This is a genomic window from Vitreoscilla stercoraria DSM 513 (assembly GCF_000382305.1).
In the GTDB taxonomy this organism is placed as follows: Bacteria; Pseudomonadota; Gammaproteobacteria; order Burkholderiales; family Neisseriaceae; genus Vitreoscilla; species Vitreoscilla stercoraria.
Map to the genome: position 1 here is coordinate 119,761 of NZ_KB908023.1, position 17,121 is coordinate 136,881.

Consider the following 17,121-nt stretch of genomic DNA (forward strand, 5'->3'; position numbering starts at 1 on the left):
CCCAATAATACTGACGCTATTAAACAATTAAAATTAAATCAAAAAATCAATGTCATATATTCACAAATTGAAATAACCAATAAAAAGCGTCCTGTAAATATTTACAGGACGCTTTTTAACACGCTTTTCCCAATTTCAATTTAAATATCTCAAGCATGACCCATAAAAATCTTGCATGAATGTATATTTAAATGCCAAGGCCGCCTCAGCATCCGAAGTCATGGTGGCTTGTTCAGGTAAATCATACACACCAGCCACCATACCTTGAAACAAATTGGTAAACACCGCTCTTTCATTACCATGTAAATTTGCCACAGCACTATTAACCATTGCCAAGGATTGCAAACGGCTATAACCTGCCCGACGTGCTTCAAATACCTCACCACCGAAATAGCTTACAGTGCCACACAATTGCACAGATTGATTGGCCGATGCCATCATGGGCCAAATCCATATCGTACTAAGCAAACATCCCATCATCCATTTTTTCATTTGACTCCTCCTTATTTTCCCATTTTGAATCAATGCTAAATGATTATTTTGGACATGTCATATTGCTTAAAAATTCCTTTTAAATATTTCAATAAGACCTGTTTATTACATCAATCTACTTTTTCATTTCCTTAAAGCAATAATAAAAAGCACCTTGCAACGACACAAGACGCTCATTGGTATTTTTACAGGAGAATATTGGATTACGAATTTTGTCTGATACACTCCACATGCAAACTGTTGACGAAATTACGTCGGAATGTATCCGAATCGGTTTTATGCTTAAAATGAACTTGAGATGAAGGTAAGCTATAAACTATCCCCACCATGCCTCTCAATAAATTTCCAAATATTTGCTTTTCAGACCCATTTAAACCCACTGTAATCTGCTCAACAACATTCAATGCATCTGTATTATGTACGCCTGCTTTGCGTGCATCTAAAATGCCGCCTGCAAAATCACTGGCAGATCGACACAAAGCACTCAATTCATTGGCAGAAGCTGTCATAGGCATCAATAACGACATACTGACGTACAAAGTTAAAAGCCACTTTTTCATTTGAATCTCCCATCATATTCGTTTTGAATGACTTTTGACTTCTGTCTTTTCATAAAAATTCCTTTTCAATATTCCTATGACGTAAGATATTTTTTTAACATGAAAAAAGCATCCTATCATTTTGATAAGATGCTTTTAAAAAACCAAAATTAATTTTTAATTAGCGCAATTGCTTGCGGCACTCTAAATCAAAACCTTTAACAAATTCACGCTTGAAAATACGGGCTTCAGATGCATTAGAGGTTGAAATTTCAGATGATGACAATTCATACACGCTTTGTACCACCCCAGTGAGCAATTCATTGACCATTTGCTTCTCTTCGCCACGCAAATCGGCAACAGATTCACGAACAATACCCATCGCTTCAGACCGACTCAAACCCTCTTTACGACCATCTAAAATCTCACCAGCAAACTCACCTAAAGATTGGCACAATTCATTGACTTCATTAGCCGATGCAGTCACAGGCATGGTCAATGAAACCCCCAACAACAAAGCTAAAAACCATTTTTTCATTCCATTCCCCTTTGAATTTTAAAAATAAGAGTCCTCATTCTAACATCATCACAAACCATTGATTTAGAATATTGATTGATATTCCATCTGACATATCAAAAAAGATTTTCATACCACAAAAGCATAAAAAAGCGTCCTGTAAACCTTACAGGACGCTTTGTATTTCATCGCTTAAATCAAGTGATTATTTTTTCAATTCTTTAGCCAAGTACAACCATGTTTCAATCACAGTGTCTGGATTCAAAGAAATGGTTTCGATACCTTGCTCAACCAACCATTTGGCCAAATCAGGATGATCCGATGGACCTTGACCACAAATACCCACGTATTTGTTCAACTTACGGCAAGCATTGATCGCCAAGCTCAACATGACTTTCACAGCAGGATCGCGTTCGTCGAATGTTGAAGCAATTGGGCCACCACTGTCGCGGTCCACGCCCAAAGTCAATTGGGTCATGTCGTTAGAGCCGATAGAGAAGCCGTCAAAGAATTGTAAGAATTGCTCAGCCAAAACCGCGTTGGTTGGCAATTCGCACATCATGATCAAACGCAAGCCGTTTTTGCCACGCTCTAAACCATTTTCACGCAACAAATTCACCACAGCTTCCGCTTCGCGCAAAGTACGCACGAAAGGAATCATGATTTCCACATTGGTGAAGCCCATTTCATCACGAACACGTTTCAACGCTTCGCATTCCATCGCGAAACAGTCTTTAAATTCTTCAGAAACATAACGCGCCGCACCACGGAAGCCCAACATTGGGTTTTCTTCGTGAGGCTCGTAAATGCTGCCGCCAATCAAGTTAGCATATTCATTTGATTTGAAGTCTGAGGTACGAACAATGACTTTTTTCGGGTACATTGCCGCAGCCAAAGTCGCCACACCTTCAGCGATTTTGTCTATGTAGAAATCACGTGGAGACGCGTAGCCAGAAATGCGTTCTTTGATGGTCGCTTGCAAATCAGCTTCTTGTTCAGCCAAATCCAACAACGCACGTGGGTGAATACCGATTTGACGGTTGATGATGAATTCCATGCGCGCCAAACCAATGCCTTCATTAGGCAAAGAGGCAAAACCAAATGCCAATTCAGGGTTGCCGACGTTCATCATGATTTTAGCAGGTGCTTCTGGCATAGAATCCAATTGCAAATCGATGATTTCCACTTCCAATTTGCCTTCGTATACCAAACCAGTGTCACCTTCAGCACAAGACACAGTCACTTCTTGGCCTTCGGTCAACAATTCGGTTGCGTTACCACAACCGACTACTGCAGGAATACCCAATTCACGCGCAATGATCGCTGCGTGACAAGTACGGCCACCACGATTGGTCACAATCGCAGCCGCACGTTTCATCACTGGCTCCCAATCTGGGTCAGTCATGTCTGTTACCAAAACGTCACCAGCTTTTACGGTGTCCATTTCAGAAGCATCTTTGATCAAACGAACTTGACCTTGACCGACTTTTTGACCAATGGCACGGCCTTCAGCCAATACAGTGCCTTTTTCGTTGATGCGGTAGCGGCGCAAAGTGTCTTGACGACCTTCTTGTGATTTCACTGTTTCAGGACGTGCTTGCAAAATGTAGATTTTGCCATCAATGCCATCACGACCCCATTCGATGTCCATCGCGCGGCCATAATGCTCTTCGATGGTCAAAGCGTATTTGCCCAACTCTTCGATTTCTGCATTAGAAATAGAAAATTCATTGCGCAAATTGGCTTCTACGTCTTCTACTTTGACAGATTTACCTGCAGAAGCATCCTCCGTGAAGACCATTTTGATTAATTTAGAACCCATCACTTTGCGCAAAACGGCTGGACGACCTTCACGCAAGTTGTTTTTATGTACGTAGAATTCATCAGGATTCACCGCACCTTGAACAACCATTTCGCCCAAACCATAAGACGAAGTCACAAACACCACTTGGTCAAAACCAGATTCGGTGTCGATGGTGAACATCACGCCTGACGCACCTGAATCAGAACGAACCATACGTTGTACACCAGCAGACAAAGCCACATCAGCGTGCGCAAAGCCTTTGTGTACACGGTAAGAAATCGCACGGTCATTGTACAAAGAAGCGAATACATGGTGCATCGCTTCTTTAACGTTATCCAAACCTTTAATGTTCAAGAATGTTTCTTGTTGACCGGCAAATGAAGCATCTGGCAAGTCTTCTGCGGTAGCAGAGGAACGAACCGCAACAGAAATCTCTTCTGTACCTGCATCAGCAACCATTTTTTCCCAAGCCGTTTTAACATCTTCGTCTAACTCAGCTGGAAATGGAGTATCCATAATCCACTGGCGAATGTTTTTACCACATTCAACCAAGGCATTCACATCTTCAACATCCAAAGCGTCCAAAGCCGCATTGATACGAGTGTCTAAGCCCTCATGTGCGATAAATTTGCGGAAAGCATCAGCAGTTGTCGCAAAACCACCAGGTACGCGTACACCTTTCGAAGCCAATTGGCTAATCATTTCACCCAAAGAAGCATTCTTACCACCTACTTGCTCCACATCGGTCATGCGCAGATTTTCGAACCAGATTACGTTATTACCGGACATAATATATTGTTTCCAAATACATTGATAAAAAAAGTTGAGGTGCCTTTAACGGCCTAAAAATTCCTGCGTATTTTAGCCGCAACAACCCTAACATGTCAGCTTTTATTATTTAAACAACCGACACTTATCCATAATTTTGCCATAAAACCACATATTTTTCTACGGATTAGAACTTATACAATCGAAAATAAATTTTTTTAGAATTTAATACGCAGTTTAACGAAATTTAAAATGTTTAAATTCACAACCACATTCAATTTGTTACCATAAAACAGTGTGATATTATGTTCATAATCTCTTATCGGAAGTTTTGTTTATGAGCCACACTCGCTATGCCTTTATCATTTCAGACCGCACAGGCATTACCTCAGAAAGTATGGGACAAGCCTTATTGAATCAATTTTCTCATATTGAATTCAAACGCAGCATGCATCCTTTCATTGATACAGTCGAAAAAGCCGACAAAATGGTGGACATCATCAACCAAGCTGCTGCCGAATCTACTGCGCGTCCATTAATTTTTTCTAGCATCGTAGACAAAGACGTTCGTGAAGTCGTACACCAAAGCAATGGTTTGCATTTGGATTTTTTTGATGCATTTATCAGCAGATTAGAAGAAGAATTACAAACCGCAGCGTCTCATATTGTTGGCAACATTCACGGCATCACTGACGAAGAAAAATACCATGCACGCATGGAAGCGGTGAATTTCAGCTTGGCACACGACGATGGCGCAACAGACAAAGAAATGCGCAAAGCCGATGTGATTTTGGTCGGTGTGTCTCGCTCAGGCAAAACCCCAACGTGTTTGTATTTGGCATTGCAATATGGTTTGCGTGCCGCCAATTATCCGCTCACACCAGATGATTTGGGCAGCACCGACTTGCCACGCATGCTCAAGCCATTCAAAAATAAACTGTTTGGTTTGACCATCGATGCCGAACGCTTACATCATATTCGTGAACAACGTCGCCCTAATTCCAAATATTCCAGCATCGAAAACTGCCGCTCAGAAGTACGCGAAGCCGAATCGATGTTCCGCCAACATGGCATCCCGTTTTTAAGTACCACTCACAAGTCGGTAGAAGAATTGGCCGCCAATATTTTGATTGAAACCGGCATCAAGCGCCGCTCTTAATGAAGCCCATGAGCAGAAGTGTTTTGTTCATTGCCGATTTGCATTTGTCTTGCGAACATCCTCGATTGACTCGAGGATTTTTGTCTTTGTTAAATACTTACAAAACCCAAGCCATCGATTTGTATATTTTGGGCGACTGGTTCAATGCATGGTTAGATGACCAAGACGATAATGAGTGGTTAATCCCCATCGTGACAGCATTACAAGATTTCACCCATTCAGGCAATCAAATATTTGCATTGGTCGGCAATCGGGATTTTGTATTGGGACAAGGCTTTTTAGACCGTTTTGGCGGTGTTTTATTACCAGAATCTTATTTGTGGCAACACCAAGGCAAAATTTGGCGCTTAGAACACGGTGATGCTTTGTGTACGGATGATATTGCTTATCAACGTTTCAAACGCATCATTCGCCATCCTTGGCTATTGGGCAGTTTGAAACGTTTGCCTTTTCATATCAAACAACGCATTGCCCACATTTTGCGCCGCAAAAGTCGCCAACGCCAAACCCACAAACATTACCAACCTGTGGACGTCAACAAAGCTTATGTGCGCGAGCAAATGCAAGGTGTGGATGTGTTGCTGCATGGGCACACACACCGTCCTGAAATAGAATATTTTGAAAATGGCTCTGTGCGCATAGTATTGGGTGATTGGCGTGAAGAAACAGGCGAGGCACAAATTTTGTGGCTAGATGCACAAGCCACACAACCAGCACCGATACAATTGAGCACTTGGCACTTTTAACACCAATCATCATCCAATTCATTAGCGTCCTGTAAATCTTTACAGGACGCTTTTTCATGCTATTGTATTGATTAAAATATCAAAACAAGGAGGATACAGAATGGTTCGTCGTATTATCAGTATCGGTTTATTGGGTTTAAGTATGAACATGGCCCATGCCGACAGCGCACCACCACATTATGTTTCCACCCATCCCGATCAAGCTTATGAGCAGAAAATCACGCAAAAACAAGCCAGCGTAGAGCGGTTTTTCCAACAATTCATACGGCTGCGCAGCTTATTAGAAGAAGACCGTGCTGAGGTTCAAGACGATAACATTGCCGATGAAGCCCATTATTGGGTCTGTGTGCGCATTCAACAATTGCATACTTTGTTTCAAAACAACACCGCTTACCAATCGGCATTCAATCAGCATTTCAAAGACATGGATTTCAATACCATGATGGGCTATTGGCATAGCGATATGCAAAGTCATCGTGAGATTTGTTATCAATCTGAAAAGTCATATAGCGACAGACCTTAATACAAACAAGCGTCCTGTAAGCTTTACAGGACGCTTGTTTTGTTACAAATCTTCCATTTGTTTTTCAGGGCTAGAAAGCAGCCATTTTTGAGCTTCTTCGGCAGTTTTGAAGTATTTGGCATGTTGCAATGACAATAAATTAGACAAACGAGTGCCCAACTCTATCCACCAATCATTAACCACGATGGCCAACAAACCAAACTCACCAATGTGTTGACGGGTAAAGCGCACTTGTTCCCATGCCATGTCGATGGTGAAGTCTTTCATCAAAGACAAATCCAATAACAAATCAGGCTTGTCTTGGGCTTTCAAAACTTCCAAAACACTTTGCTCTAACAATTTGAAATCATCCAAGGTGAATTCATTGAACAAAGCCACATTCAAACCATACGATTGTTGTCTGATTGAAATCATTGCCACACCTCCCTCTGTCAAAATTTTGTTATTTTTTCTTAGGTAATACACTGCCAAGGATACCACTAATAATGATAATGGCAATTCCGACAAGTTCCTGCCAATGTAGGACTTCCGCAAACCACAACACACCCAATACAGTCGAAAATACCACTGTCAAATACGAAAACGAAGCGACCACAAATTTGCGTCCGACTTTATAAGCTCGCGTCATACTCAATTGGGCAATCAACGCGGTCACACCAATACCCAATAAAATCAAAACTTGCTGCCCATTTTGTGGCATATGCCAACCATCTACAAACGCCAATATGCCTGCAATGAATGCGGAAACAGCTGAAAAATAAAAAACCACCCGCCATTCAGGCTCACCCAACAAAGCCAATTCACGCACTTGCAAATAAGCCCAACCAGCAAACGCACCCGCGCTTAAGCCTACCAATCCTGCGACAAATTGCTCACCACCAATACTCGGACGCAGCAAAATAATCACACCCATAAAGCCCAGTAACAATACTGCCGCCGTTGCTCGATTGATACGCTCTTTTAAAATCACAAACGACAAAATCGCCAAGAAAATCGGTGAAGTGTAATTCAATGTGACCGCAGTTGCCAAAGGCAAATGGATTAAAGCGTAAAAAAACAACATGATGCCCATGGTTCCTGCCACGCCACGTCCCAAATGGGCTTTGATGTATGGTGTTGCCAAAGATTTACCTGTCACCACCGCCACACCACCCAAAACCACAACCGATAAAATGGTTCGATAAAACACCATTTCCATCGCTGAAAAATACGGTGCGCCAATCTTAACCAATGCGCCCATAATGGCAAAAAACAAAGCAGCGATGACCATCCACCCTGAGCCCAAACGTTTTATCACTGTCATTCCTTTTTATCTATGTAAAAACAGCTTTCAGGTCGCCCTGAAAGCTGTTTGATTCTCATATCATGGTTGTGTGGTTGCATCTATATCATCAGCATGTGGATCTTCCAATGTGACTTTGGGAACGATACGGTAAAAAACTTCACCATCGCCAATATAACCCAACTCAAATCGAGCCAACTCACCAATCGCATCGCCACCACTGCCCAAATCTTCCAATTCAGCTTGTAACGTAGCATTGCGTTGACCAGCGTCTTCATTGGTCGCTAATTGAACCTTCAAACGCTCTTGCAAATGCAGATGGTGATCCCATCCATCTTTGCCTAGCCACAAATGAAAATGCACATATGCCAATGCGGCAATCAATACCAGTGAAACCCACTTCATTTAATTCACAACCATTCGTCTGTGATTATTTGGTCAATTGGTAAAACGCAGCACGACCTGGGTAGTAAGCTGCTGAACCCAATTCCTCTTCGATGCGCAACAATTGATTGTATTTAGACATACGATCTGAACGAGACAAAGAGCCTGTTTTGATTTGCATGCAATTGGTCGCCACAGCCAAGTCCGCAATCGTGTTGTCTTCGGTTTCGCCTGAGCGGTGGCTCATCACAGAAGTGTAACGGTTGCGTTTGGCCAAATCAACGGCTTTCAAAGTTTCAGTCAAAGTACCGATTTGGTTCACTTTCACCAACAATGCATTCGCCAAACCTTGTTCGATGCCTTCAGCCAAAATCGCAGGATTGGTCACAAACAAATCATCACCCACCAATTGAACGGTTTTGCCCAATTTGTCGGTCAAGATTTTCCAACCTGCCCAGTCGTGTTCGCTCATACCGTCTTCAATGGACACGATAGGATATTGTTCAGCCAAGTTTGCCAAATAAGACGCGAATTGTTCGCTGGTCAATTGCAAGCCTTCAGCTGCCAAATGGTATTTGCCGTCTTTGTAAAATTCGCTAGAAGCGCAATCTAAAGCCAACACCACATCGTCGCCTGCGGTGTAACCTGCTGCGTCAATCGCTTCCAAAATCAATTTGATGGCCGCTTCATGGCTTTCCAAATTAGGTGCAAAACCACCTTCGTCGCCTACTGTGGTTGAATAACCTTTGTCATCACACAATTTTTTCAAGTGATGGAAAATTTCAGCGCCACAACGCAAAGCTTCACGGAAGGTTTCTGCGCCCACAGGCATAATCATGAATTCTTGGATGTCCAAGCTGTTGTTCGCATGCGCACCGCCATTGATCACGTTCATCATTGGAACTGGCATCGCCATCGGGCCTGCACCGCCCAAATAACGGTACAAAGGCAAACCAGCATCTTCTGCCGCAGCACGAGCCACTGCCATAGACACTGCCAACATCGCGTTTGCGCCCAAGTTACCTTTGTTGTCAGTACCATCCAAATCCAACATCACTTGGTCGATGTAAGATTGTTCAGACGCATCCAAACCAATCAAAGCTTCTGCAATTTGACCATTCACGTTTTCAACCGCTTTTAAAACACCTTTACCCAAATAACGGCTTTTGTCGCCATCGCGCAATTCCAAAGCTTCTTTTTCACCAGTTGATGCACCAGATGGAACGGCTGCACGGCCCATCACACCTGACTCCAACAAAACATCACATTCAACGGTTGGGTTACCACGAGAATCCAAAACTTCACGCGCAAAAATATCGATAATGGCTGACATTGCGTCAAACTCCTACTGTATTTAAAGTCAAAAAGCGAGTGCCCTGAGGAAGCGGCCTGAAAGATACGTGGGCGACATTTTAGCAGAAATTGGCAAGGCTCAGAATCCACATTGAATGATTTGAGTAAAAATATATTTTCTAGACTGAATTTACAGGACGCTTCCTCAACATTTATTCTTGAGTAACGAAAAAAAACAGCCATGTTTGAATGAACATGGCTGCTCGATAAGATTGAATCCATCAATTCACATACAAATGCATCGGATAAGTCAAATACGAAATGCCATCGAGCTTGTCTACGGTCACCAAACCCGCAGGTGCTGTCAACACGCTTGGAATGCGATTGACCACAGAAGCACACGTTAACGCCACCGTATCAGGATTGTGCACTTGAAAATGCATGTCTGGCTCACCTGTGAATTTCCACTCACACAAATCGCCTTCGCCAGGCTTATACACTTTACCAATGCACTGCACTTCCAATTCAATGCCTTGATGGGTATGAATCGTGGTCACTGCCGACATGCCAATGGCTTGACCTACCTCAATGGTGCGTCCCAAAGTCGAGGACTCTATCGGCTCATCCAAAGTGATGGCGACATTTTTTTGTGAAATCGACGCAATCGTCCAATTCATGCGTGCACAAATGGCTTCGGCAGCATTCCACATATAAGAAGGCAAACTTTCAGCTTGCGCAATCTCGGTTTCAAATTTGTCCAAATCGTAACCTGCACCATGCGCCTCAGCCAAAGCCAAACCATAGTCTTCGACGTTATAGCTGGCTGAACCTTGAATTTTGGTGATTTTATTCACGCCAGCTGCAACCAAAACCGGCATGTGTATCCAATAAATGTCTTGCATGCCGCTGCCTGTTAAGGTTGCGTCATAATCTTTGCCCAAACGATCCAAACGGTTGGCAATGGCAGGCGCAGTATTCCAAGGATAAATCGCCTCTTCCGATGTCGTCACGACGTTGATACCGCGTGACAAACATTTTTCAAAAAATTCAGTGCAGTCTTCCATATAGCTTGCAATCGCGACAATGGCAATGTGCGCATCTGACGCATCCAAAACCTCATCAGCATTATTGCTGACAATCACACCTGTTTTGAAACCCAACTCGGCAAATTCACCCACATCTTTGCCCACCACTTTGGCATTGCGCCCAATCGCCCCCACGATTTCTGCGCCGTGATCATGCAAATATTTGGCCATCACTTTCGCCATTTTGCCGCATCCGTATAACACCACTCGTACTTTTTCATTGACCATGCTTGTAACCTTCTGTGTGAACATTAAAAAGACTGCATCAACATATGAAAAAGCCCTCATTGCCAACACAATCAGGGCTGATTTTCAATCAAATCAAGCAGGACTCACCGTGTCGTGCTCAAACGGATATTGCAAATTCGGCATCCATTGTTGCCATAAAGCTTTCAAAGTACCGTCTTCTTTCAAAGCTTTTAAAGCAGCATCGACTTTCTCCAAAGTTTCAGGACGCTCTTTAGAAATGGCAATGCCCCATTTGTTTTGCGTAGGCGCGGTGTACACAATCGCCAAATCAGGCTCATTGGCCAAAGGCACCAACGCCACATCATCGTCCACAAACGCATCCACTTCGCCTGCACGCAACGCCGCCACCATTTCACCCATGATGTCGTCAGTCGTACCCACAAATGGCACCGCAATCACGCCATCAAACGTTTCTACCAACGTCATATTCATGCTATTGGCAATGGCACCAATGCGTTTGCCTTTCAAATCTTCCATAGATTTGTATGGCGAATCGTTCAATACCATCACCGCTTCATCAAACACACCATAAGGCGCAGTGAAATTTGCCAAAGTTTTGCGATACTCAGAAATGCCTTGGCCACACAACAAAATGTCGCCTTTGTTTTCGTTCAAGCTTGGGTAAAAATCGCCCCATTGTTGGTACACAAACTCACATTCCAAACCTAATTTGGCCGCAATGGCACGCGCCACATCCGATTCATAACCAAAACGGGTTTCGCCTTCTCGCCAAAACAACGGCGGCGCAGGCAAATCAGCACAAATCACTTTCAATACAGATGAATCACTCATTTTTGACTCCTATTTTAGTGTGGTTTGGTCATGGGTAAGTTACAGGACGCTTACCCATGTGCTTTAGATGTTGCAGTTTGAATCCAAATTATGGCAAGTATTCCAAGTACATATTGTATTCCCAGTCGGTCACCGCGCTACAAGCACGTGCCCATTCATCCGCCTTCAAATCACGGTATAAATTCGCCATTTCAGCAGGCAAAGCGCCAAACATCACGCTGTCATTTTCAAACTCTTTGATTGCATCCCCCAAAGTCAATGGCAACACGCGACCTGATTCTGCATAGCTGTCACGGCTACTAGGCATGCCAGGATCCATTTTATGGACAATACCGTCATCCATCGCAGCAAGCATCAATGCATGTGACAAATAAGGGTTCACACTAGAGTCAGGTGTTTTGTATTCCAATCGACCGTTGGCAGACAAACGCACCGTACAACTCTTGTTGTCCATGCCCCAATTGACAATGCTCGGCGCAAACAAACCTGTGTCCCAAAAACGCTTGTAAGAGTTAACCGTAGAAGCCATCACCATCATCGCGCCTGAAGCATGGTTCAGGACGCCACCCAAAGCATGATGACCAACATCGGTTAAATGCAATTCACGGCGACCTTTTTCCATCAATACATTGTCACCATGAGCATCCCACAAACTGAAGTTGTGGTGGCAGCCATTGCCCATAGAGCTGGTATAAGGTTTTGGCATGAAGCTGGCAATCACACCATGTTCGCGCGCCACTTGGCGACAAATCAAACGGTAGGTAATCAAACGGTCTGCGGTCAATTCGCAATCGTCAAACATCCAGTTCAATTCCAATTGCGTTGGGTCTTCATAATCGCCTTCAATCATGTCCAAACCCATTGCGCTGGCATATTCCATCACTTTTTTGTAAATCGGACGCATGATTTCAAAACTGCCCATATGGTAAGCTGGGCTCGCACCTGGACGCACATGCACTTTGATATCATCGCCAATCCAACTCATCTCAGGCTCGCAACCTGTTTTCAACGTCAACCCATGTTTGTTTTTGAATTGTTGGTGCACATGACGCAAATTGGCACGCGCATCCGTACCCAAAATTTGACCACCGATTTCAGGTACATGCTCAGGCTCATAAGCGGTACAGAAAAACGAACCCATTTGCTTGTCCCAAGGCAGAACATTGAAGGTATCAATATCAGGTAAGGCAATCAATTCCGAAGCTTGCACACCACCACCTAACAACACCCCCGCTCGAGTGGCCTGTAAATCACTCATGGCTGTGCGGTGAAACTGAATGCCTTTTTCCAAATTGCGCATCAATTGTTTGGCTGGCACAGCCTTCGCCACCACTCGACCTGATAAGGCCACTACTTGGTAGTAAATATAGTCCACACCCGAATCTTTGACTTTTTTCAAAATGTCTTCGGTCTTTTGCGATTGGGTATTCAGATGTTTGTGTACATCCAATGCAGTGGTGTTGGATATAGAAGTAGGTTGATTCAAAACGGTGGTACTCATGGTGTTGCCTCCGAAATAGATGTGTGTGGTTTTAACTCAATGCGATCAAATACTGCTCCATTACTGACTGCGGTTAGCACAACTTAAGTTGGCCAGATTCGTTTGAAAAAATGCGATAACTTCTTGAGCGAAAGCTTGATTGTTCAAGCAAGCACTAGGTAAATGTGCCAAAGCGGCTTGGGCTTGGTCGATGCCAACGGTGTCTTGGTATTGCAGCAATAAGTCTTGTACCAAAGCTGGATTGAATTCAGGATGAAATTGGGTCGATTTGGCCGCAAAATCATATTCCAAAGCCCCATATTCACAATGCGCAGATTGTCCTATGACATGGGCAGTTTCAGGCAACACCACCACTTGGTCTTGATGAACCACCAATACTTCTTGTGACTGACCATCGGCAAATTGATATGTATCGGTACCAAAACCCCAACCTTTAGATGATTTTTCGACTTTGCCACCAAAAGCTTCTGCCATCAATTGATGCCCAAAACAAATACCAAACATCGGAATATTTTTGTGTCTTAATTCATTCAAAAACAGTTTGCTATCATGTATCCATGGTAAATCTTCATACACGCTGTGCTTAGAACCTGAAATCACATAGGCATCGAATGCCTCCGCTTGCGGCAAATCATCACGATTACAAATACTAAAACGCTGAAAACTGATTTCAACCATAGCTTCTTGGGCTGCTGCGCCCAACCATGTTTGAATCATGCTAAAGAAATGACCATGCTTTTCTTCTAAGGCTTCAGGCAAAATGCCCATTTCCAATACAGCAATATGGATGTGTGTCTTCATCATTTCACCTTATGATTGTGCCAATGCCGTCAATGCAGGAATCAGTTGCTCATCAGCCCAACTTAAAGCCGCATCAGTGGGAATTTCGCCAGAAGACGCATCGTGCACACCGACTTGACCCAATTGTTGTGCACCCAATGATAATAAATGCTCTTTGAATATTTTGGCACCATTATTGAACGTTGCATAATAACTGTCGCCTAAACCAAACACCGCAAATCGAATGCCATTCAAATCAGGCATTTGTTCTTGCAATTGACCATAAAATGGCTGCGCACTATTAGGCAACTCTCCATCACCATAGGTCGAACAAACCAACACATAAGTATCACCAACATTCAAATCAGCTGCTGAAAAATAAGCCATATCAGCCACATCAGCATCCAAATCAGACTGCTTCAAACAATCGACAATATCGTCTGCAACCAACTCCGCATTGCCTGTTTCTGTTCCAAATAACACATGTATCATGACGATATCCTTTCTTATACAGATTGCTTGGCAATATTCAGCCATTGTAAAACTTGCTCAGTAGACTTGATTTTCAAACGGTGGCGTCCTGTAACCGCTTGACTGATTTCAAATTGATTCAAACGCAACCAATCATCAAAATCAGTATGAGGCTGGTGTAAATTGCTTAATAAATCTTTCAGGCCGCCTTTATTGCCAATGTCTTGCGTTTGCAAAGCCGCGACAATCACATCGGCAACCAATTTTGCATCTTTGCGGTTTTCAGGAATCGTTCCCACAGGACCACGACGCGCCCAACCGACGCAATACACATTGTGTTGCAAGAAACCACAATTCAAATCGGTGTCATCCGTATGCAAATCACGCAATTGCAAAGGATGTTTACAGGACGCTTCAAAACCAATGGCGCTGATTAAAGTATCGGCAGAAAAAACGATTTCTTCACCTTGTGCATTGGTAAAAACTGCCGCTTGAAGATGTGCATCGCCCTGTAAATATTGCGGCGTCAAACCATAATGAAACACAATGTCTGTGCCTTGTTGGTCATGGCTTTGTTCTGCCAATTGCGTCAACAACATGCTTTTTTCATGCTCACCTTGAGCGTTGTGCCCTAACACCAAACGCACGCCTTCGGTTTTGAGCAATTCTTTGACCATCACCGCATCGTATTTGGCTGCATCCATCTCGGAACGGCTCACAATGTCAATGTGTTTCACTGCTGCTTTTTGAATGTGTGCCACCGTTTCAGGACGCATCTCGCTGCCTTCAAAATCCGCTGCATTTTTGCTTAACAAGCGCGCCACATCCATCGCCACATTGCCATTACCAATGATGAGCACACGCTCACCAATATCAATGAATTCTGGTGTATCAGGATGGTCATTGCTCCAACGTGTCAATACCCCCGAACCGATGACTCCTTGCAATGATTCACCTTCAATATTGAGTGCACGGTCTTGTGACAAGCCACTGGCAAACACCACCACATCAAACATCGCTTGCAATTGCGCCAAACTGATATCAACACCCACATCCACATGACCGATAAAATGCACATTGTCTTGTGCAAACAAACGCTCAAACTGTTTGGTGACATTTTTAGTACCCACATGATCAGGTGCCACACCATAACGCACCAAACCAAATGGCACCGGCAAACGATCCATCACACAAATTTCCGCCTCAGGCAAAGCCTTGTTCAAAAATTGCGCCGTGTAACAACCTGAAGGTCCAGAACCGATGATGGCGATTTTAGCGGCAGTCATGATTAACCTTTCACCGCATCAAAACGAATGTGCAAATGATTCAAACCCGTATTACCACTGTCTGGCATATAGCTCGGTTCGGCTGCGTATTGCACATTGTGTAAACGCTGTGCAAGCAATGCCAAAGCTTCTTTCATGTCGCCTCGAGCGATAAAGTGACCAATACAATGGTGTGCGCCTGCGCCAAAACCAAAATGCGCTTTGCGTTTTTGGGTGATGTCAAACGCCACATCGCCAAACGCACGCGGGTCATTGTCGGCCGCTTGGCTGATCAAATGCACGGTAGTGCCTTGTTTGATGAACACGCCTTGAAATTCAAAATCTTCCAACGCCTCACGCGTCACCCACGTCACCGTTGGTCTAAAGCGCATGATTTCTTCCACCGCATTGGCAGCCAAATCAGGTTGCTCACCCAAAATTTGCCACTGCGCAGGGTTTTGTACAAACGTGTCCATCGCCAAAGACAGTTGGTTGCGCGTGGTATCGATGCCACCAAAAATCGCCAAAACCATCATGTCAAACAATTCTTCATCGCTTAAATCGGCTTGATTTTCATTGGCTTTAACCAACATGCTCAAAAAGTTGTCACCCAAACCCTCTTCTTTCAAGCGGCGCACAGCTTCGTAGCAATACTCAAACATTTCGTCAGTAGCACCATTGACCAAGTTTTGATCACGCTCATACGTCACACCCAAAGCCACACCCATGTCTACCGCCAATTCAGCCAATCGCTTGGCTTCACTCAGCGGAATCCCCAATAGGCAGCAAATCACTTGCGTGGCATACGGCGCAGCAAAATCACCCACAAATTCACATTTGCCTTGATCGATGAATTGATTGATTAAGTCATTGGCCAATTGAAAAAATACAGGTTGCATCGAGCGAACCAATTTTGGTGAGAACGCAGGATTGGCCAAACGGCGCAAGCGTGAATGATTGGGACCTTCTTTACTGAGCAACATGCGTGTCCACCAATCGGCAAAAGCACCTGTGGCATTACAATGCTTGGGCCATGCATAACTGCCTTGGCGCAAACGTTGATCGCGCACCAAAGCATTGACTTCGTCATAACGTAAAATGGCCAAACCATAAGGGGTTTTGGCATACCAACTGGCATCTTGCGCTTGCTTGACTGCATCAGAACGAATAGAAAAACTCGGATCTGCAAAATTCAAAAACGGGACTTCTACAATCAAACTGTTATCCATGTCATGACCTCGTTGGTATTGGGTTCTGGTTCAGAAAACTGCGTAACCACTTGTTAATTCACTATACAAGAGAGCACTGAAAAATTGCAAAATGACATTATTCTAAAAAAGAGATAAAACCCTGCTTTAAGAAACAAAAAATGCGAAACTGCTGCGTTTTTCGCAAAAAGTTTCGCATTAGGAATCTTATTTTAACAGAATGAATAATTTTTCTACTGAAAAATCATCATTTTATTTTTTTG

18 protein-coding genes are annotated in these 17,121 nt (G+C 43.6%); 3 read left to right on the plus strand and 15 right to left on the minus strand.

From position 1 onward, the window contains the following. Positions 1-135: 135 nt before the first annotated feature. The 4 genes from H150_RS0105950 to ppsA form a co-directional block, all read right to left on the minus strand. On the minus strand, positions 136-492 hold the full coding sequence (locus H150_RS0105950; protein WP_019958143.1) for a hypothetical protein: 357 nt from the start codon (positions 490-492) through the stop codon (positions 136-138). 203 nt (positions 493-695) lie between these two features. Continuing rightward, a complete protein-coding gene (locus H150_RS0105955; protein ID WP_019958144.1) occupies positions 696-1,052 on the minus strand; it encodes a hypothetical protein in 357 nt (118 codons plus the stop codon). Positions 1,053-1,212: 160 nt separating this feature from the next. Then, the gene (locus tag H150_RS0105960) at positions 1,213-1,569 is read right to left on the minus strand and encodes a hypothetical protein (protein ID WP_019958145.1); all 357 of its coding nucleotides are present in this window, start codon (positions 1,567-1,569) and stop codon (positions 1,213-1,215) included. A gap of 184 nt (positions 1,570-1,753) precedes the next feature. Further along, the gene (ppsA, locus tag H150_RS0105965; RefSeq protein ID WP_019958146.1) at positions 1,754-4,141 is read right to left on the minus strand and encodes a phosphoenolpyruvate synthase; all 2,388 of its coding nucleotides are present in this window, start codon (positions 4,139-4,141) and stop codon (positions 1,754-1,756) included. 316 nt (positions 4,142-4,457) lie between these two features. On the opposite strand from ppsA, the gene ppsR reads away from it, so the two are divergent. From ppsR to H150_RS0105980, 3 genes are all read left to right on the plus strand, one after another. Further along, entirely contained in the window at positions 4,458-5,279 is an 822-nt protein-coding gene (gene ppsR / locus H150_RS0105970; RefSeq protein WP_019958147.1) for a posphoenolpyruvate synthetase regulatory kinase/phosphorylase PpsR, read from the plus strand. An 8-nt stretch (positions 5,280-5,287) separates the two neighbouring features. Beyond that, complete coding sequence (locus tag H150_RS0105975; RefSeq protein WP_019958148.1) at positions 5,288-6,025, plus strand: UDP-2,3-diacylglucosamine diphosphatase; 738 nt, start codon at positions 5,288-5,290, stop codon at positions 6,023-6,025. Positions 6,026-6,125: 100 nt separating this feature from the next. Then, complete coding sequence (locus H150_RS0105980; RefSeq protein WP_019958149.1) at positions 6,126-6,548, plus strand: hypothetical protein; 423 nt, start codon at positions 6,126-6,128, stop codon at positions 6,546-6,548. A gap of 42 nt (positions 6,549-6,590) precedes the next feature. On the opposite strand, the gene H150_RS0105985 is transcribed toward H150_RS0105980, so the two are convergent. The 11 genes from H150_RS0105985 to H150_RS0106035 form a co-directional block, all read right to left on the minus strand. Beyond that, positions 6,591-6,962, minus strand: a complete 372-nt coding sequence (locus H150_RS0105985) for a SpoIIAA family protein (RefSeq protein ID WP_019958150.1) — start codon at positions 6,960-6,962, stop codon at positions 6,591-6,593. A 28-nt stretch (positions 6,963-6,990) separates the two neighbouring features. Then, positions 6,991-7,851, minus strand: coding sequence for a DMT family transporter (locus H150_RS0105990; RefSeq protein ID WP_019958151.1), 861 nt, complete (start codon positions 7,849-7,851; stop codon positions 6,991-6,993). A 60-nt stretch (positions 7,852-7,911) separates the two neighbouring features. Then, positions 7,912-8,235 (minus strand): septum formation initiator family protein, encoded by a 324-nt coding sequence (locus H150_RS13870; RefSeq protein ID WP_019958152.1) that lies wholly within the window; start codon positions 8,233-8,235, stop codon positions 7,912-7,914. Positions 8,236-8,260: 25 nt separating this feature from the next. Then, positions 8,261-9,547: a phosphopyruvate hydratase gene (gene eno, locus H150_RS0106000; RefSeq protein WP_019958153.1), complete on the minus strand. Its 1,287-nt coding sequence runs from the start codon at positions 9,545-9,547 to the stop codon at positions 8,261-8,263. Between the two features lie 241 nt (positions 9,548-9,788). After that, positions 9,789-10,820 (minus strand): NAD(P)H-dependent amine dehydrogenase family protein, encoded by a 1,032-nt coding sequence (locus H150_RS0106005; protein ID WP_026353516.1) that lies wholly within the window; start codon positions 10,818-10,820, stop codon positions 9,789-9,791. A gap of 93 nt (positions 10,821-10,913) precedes the next feature. Next, positions 10,914-11,633 (minus strand): substrate-binding periplasmic protein, encoded by a 720-nt coding sequence (locus H150_RS0106010; RefSeq protein WP_019958155.1) that lies wholly within the window; start codon positions 11,631-11,633, stop codon positions 10,914-10,916. An 88-nt stretch (positions 11,634-11,721) separates the two neighbouring features. Continuing rightward, positions 11,722-13,134: a glutamine synthetase family protein gene (locus H150_RS0106015; RefSeq protein ID WP_019958156.1), complete on the minus strand. Its 1,413-nt coding sequence runs from the start codon at positions 13,132-13,134 to the stop codon at positions 11,722-11,724. Between the two features lie 60 nt (positions 13,135-13,194). Continuing rightward, a complete protein-coding gene (locus tag H150_RS13875) occupies positions 13,195-13,935 on the minus strand; it encodes a type 1 glutamine amidotransferase (protein ID WP_019958157.1) in 741 nt (246 codons plus the stop codon). Between the two features lie 9 nt (positions 13,936-13,944). Further along, the gene (locus tag H150_RS0106025; RefSeq protein ID WP_019958158.1) at positions 13,945-14,406 is read right to left on the minus strand and encodes a flavodoxin domain-containing protein; all 462 of its coding nucleotides are present in this window, start codon (positions 14,404-14,406) and stop codon (positions 13,945-13,947) included. 14 nt (positions 14,407-14,420) lie between these two features. Further along, complete coding sequence (locus tag H150_RS0106030) at positions 14,421-15,671, minus strand: FAD-dependent oxidoreductase (protein ID WP_019958159.1); 1,251 nt, start codon at positions 15,669-15,671, stop codon at positions 14,421-14,423. Between the two features lie 2 nt (positions 15,672-15,673). Next, positions 15,674-16,879 carry a cytochrome P450 gene (locus H150_RS0106035; protein WP_019958160.1) on the minus strand — a complete coding sequence of 402 codons (1,206 nt, stop codon included), beginning with the start codon at positions 16,877-16,879 and terminating at the stop codon, positions 15,674-15,676. Between the last annotated feature and the right edge of the window lie 242 nt (positions 16,880-17,121).

Coding starts and splice junctions, on each gene's coding strand:
- H150_RS0105950 (WP_019958143.1), bottom strand. CDS start 492: ATGAAAAAATGGATGATGGGATGTTTGCTTAGTACGATATGGATTTGG.
- H150_RS0105955 (WP_019958144.1), bottom strand. CDS start 1,052: ATGAAAAAGTGGCTTTTAACTTTGTACGTCAGTATGTCGTTATTGATG.
- H150_RS0105960 (WP_019958145.1), bottom strand. CDS start 1,569: ATGAAAAAATGGTTTTTAGCTTTGTTGTTGGGGGTTTCATTGACCATG.
- ppsA (WP_019958146.1), bottom strand. CDS start 4,141: ATGTCCGGTAATAACGTAATCTGGTTCGAAAATCTGCGCATGACCGAT.
- ppsR (WP_019958147.1), top strand. CDS start 4,458: ATGAGCCACACTCGCTATGCCTTTATCATTTCAGACCGCACAGGCATT.
- H150_RS0105975 (WP_019958148.1), top strand. CDS start 5,288: ATGAGCAGAAGTGTTTTGTTCATTGCCGATTTGCATTTGTCTTGCGAA.
- H150_RS0105980 (WP_019958149.1), top strand. CDS start 6,126: ATGGTTCGTCGTATTATCAGTATCGGTTTATTGGGTTTAAGTATGAAC.
- H150_RS0105985 (WP_019958150.1), bottom strand. CDS start 6,962: ATGATTTCAATCAGACAACAATCGTATGGTTTGAATGTGGCTTTGTTC.
- H150_RS0105990 (WP_019958151.1), bottom strand. CDS start 7,851: ATGACAGTGATAAAACGTTTGGGCTCAGGGTGGATGGTCATCGCTGCT.
- H150_RS13870 (WP_019958152.1), bottom strand. CDS start 8,235: ATGAAGTGGGTTTCACTGGTATTGATTGCCGCATTGGCATATGTGCAT.
- eno (WP_019958153.1), bottom strand. CDS start 9,547: ATGTCAGCCATTATCGATATTTTTGCGCGTGAAGTTTTGGATTCTCGT.
- H150_RS0106005 (WP_026353516.1), bottom strand. CDS start 10,820: ATGGTCAATGAAAAAGTACGAGTGGTGTTATACGGATGCGGCAAAATG.
- H150_RS0106010 (WP_019958155.1), bottom strand. CDS start 11,633: ATGAGTGATTCATCTGTATTGAAAGTGATTTGTGCTGATTTGCCTGCG.
- H150_RS0106015 (WP_019958156.1), bottom strand. CDS start 13,134: ATGAGTACCACCGTTTTGAATCAACCTACTTCTATATCCAACACCACT.
- H150_RS13875 (WP_019958157.1), bottom strand. CDS start 13,935: ATGAAGACACACATCCATATTGCTGTATTGGAAATGGGCATTTTGCCT.
- H150_RS0106025 (WP_019958158.1), bottom strand. CDS start 14,406: ATGATACATGTGTTATTTGGAACAGAAACAGGCAATGCGGAGTTGGTT.
- H150_RS0106030 (WP_019958159.1), bottom strand. CDS start 15,671: ATGACTGCCGCTAAAATCGCCATCATCGGTTCTGGACCTTCAGGTTGT.
- H150_RS0106035 (WP_019958160.1), bottom strand. CDS start 16,879: ATGGATAACAGTTTGATTGTAGAAGTCCCGTTTTTGAATTTTGCAGAT.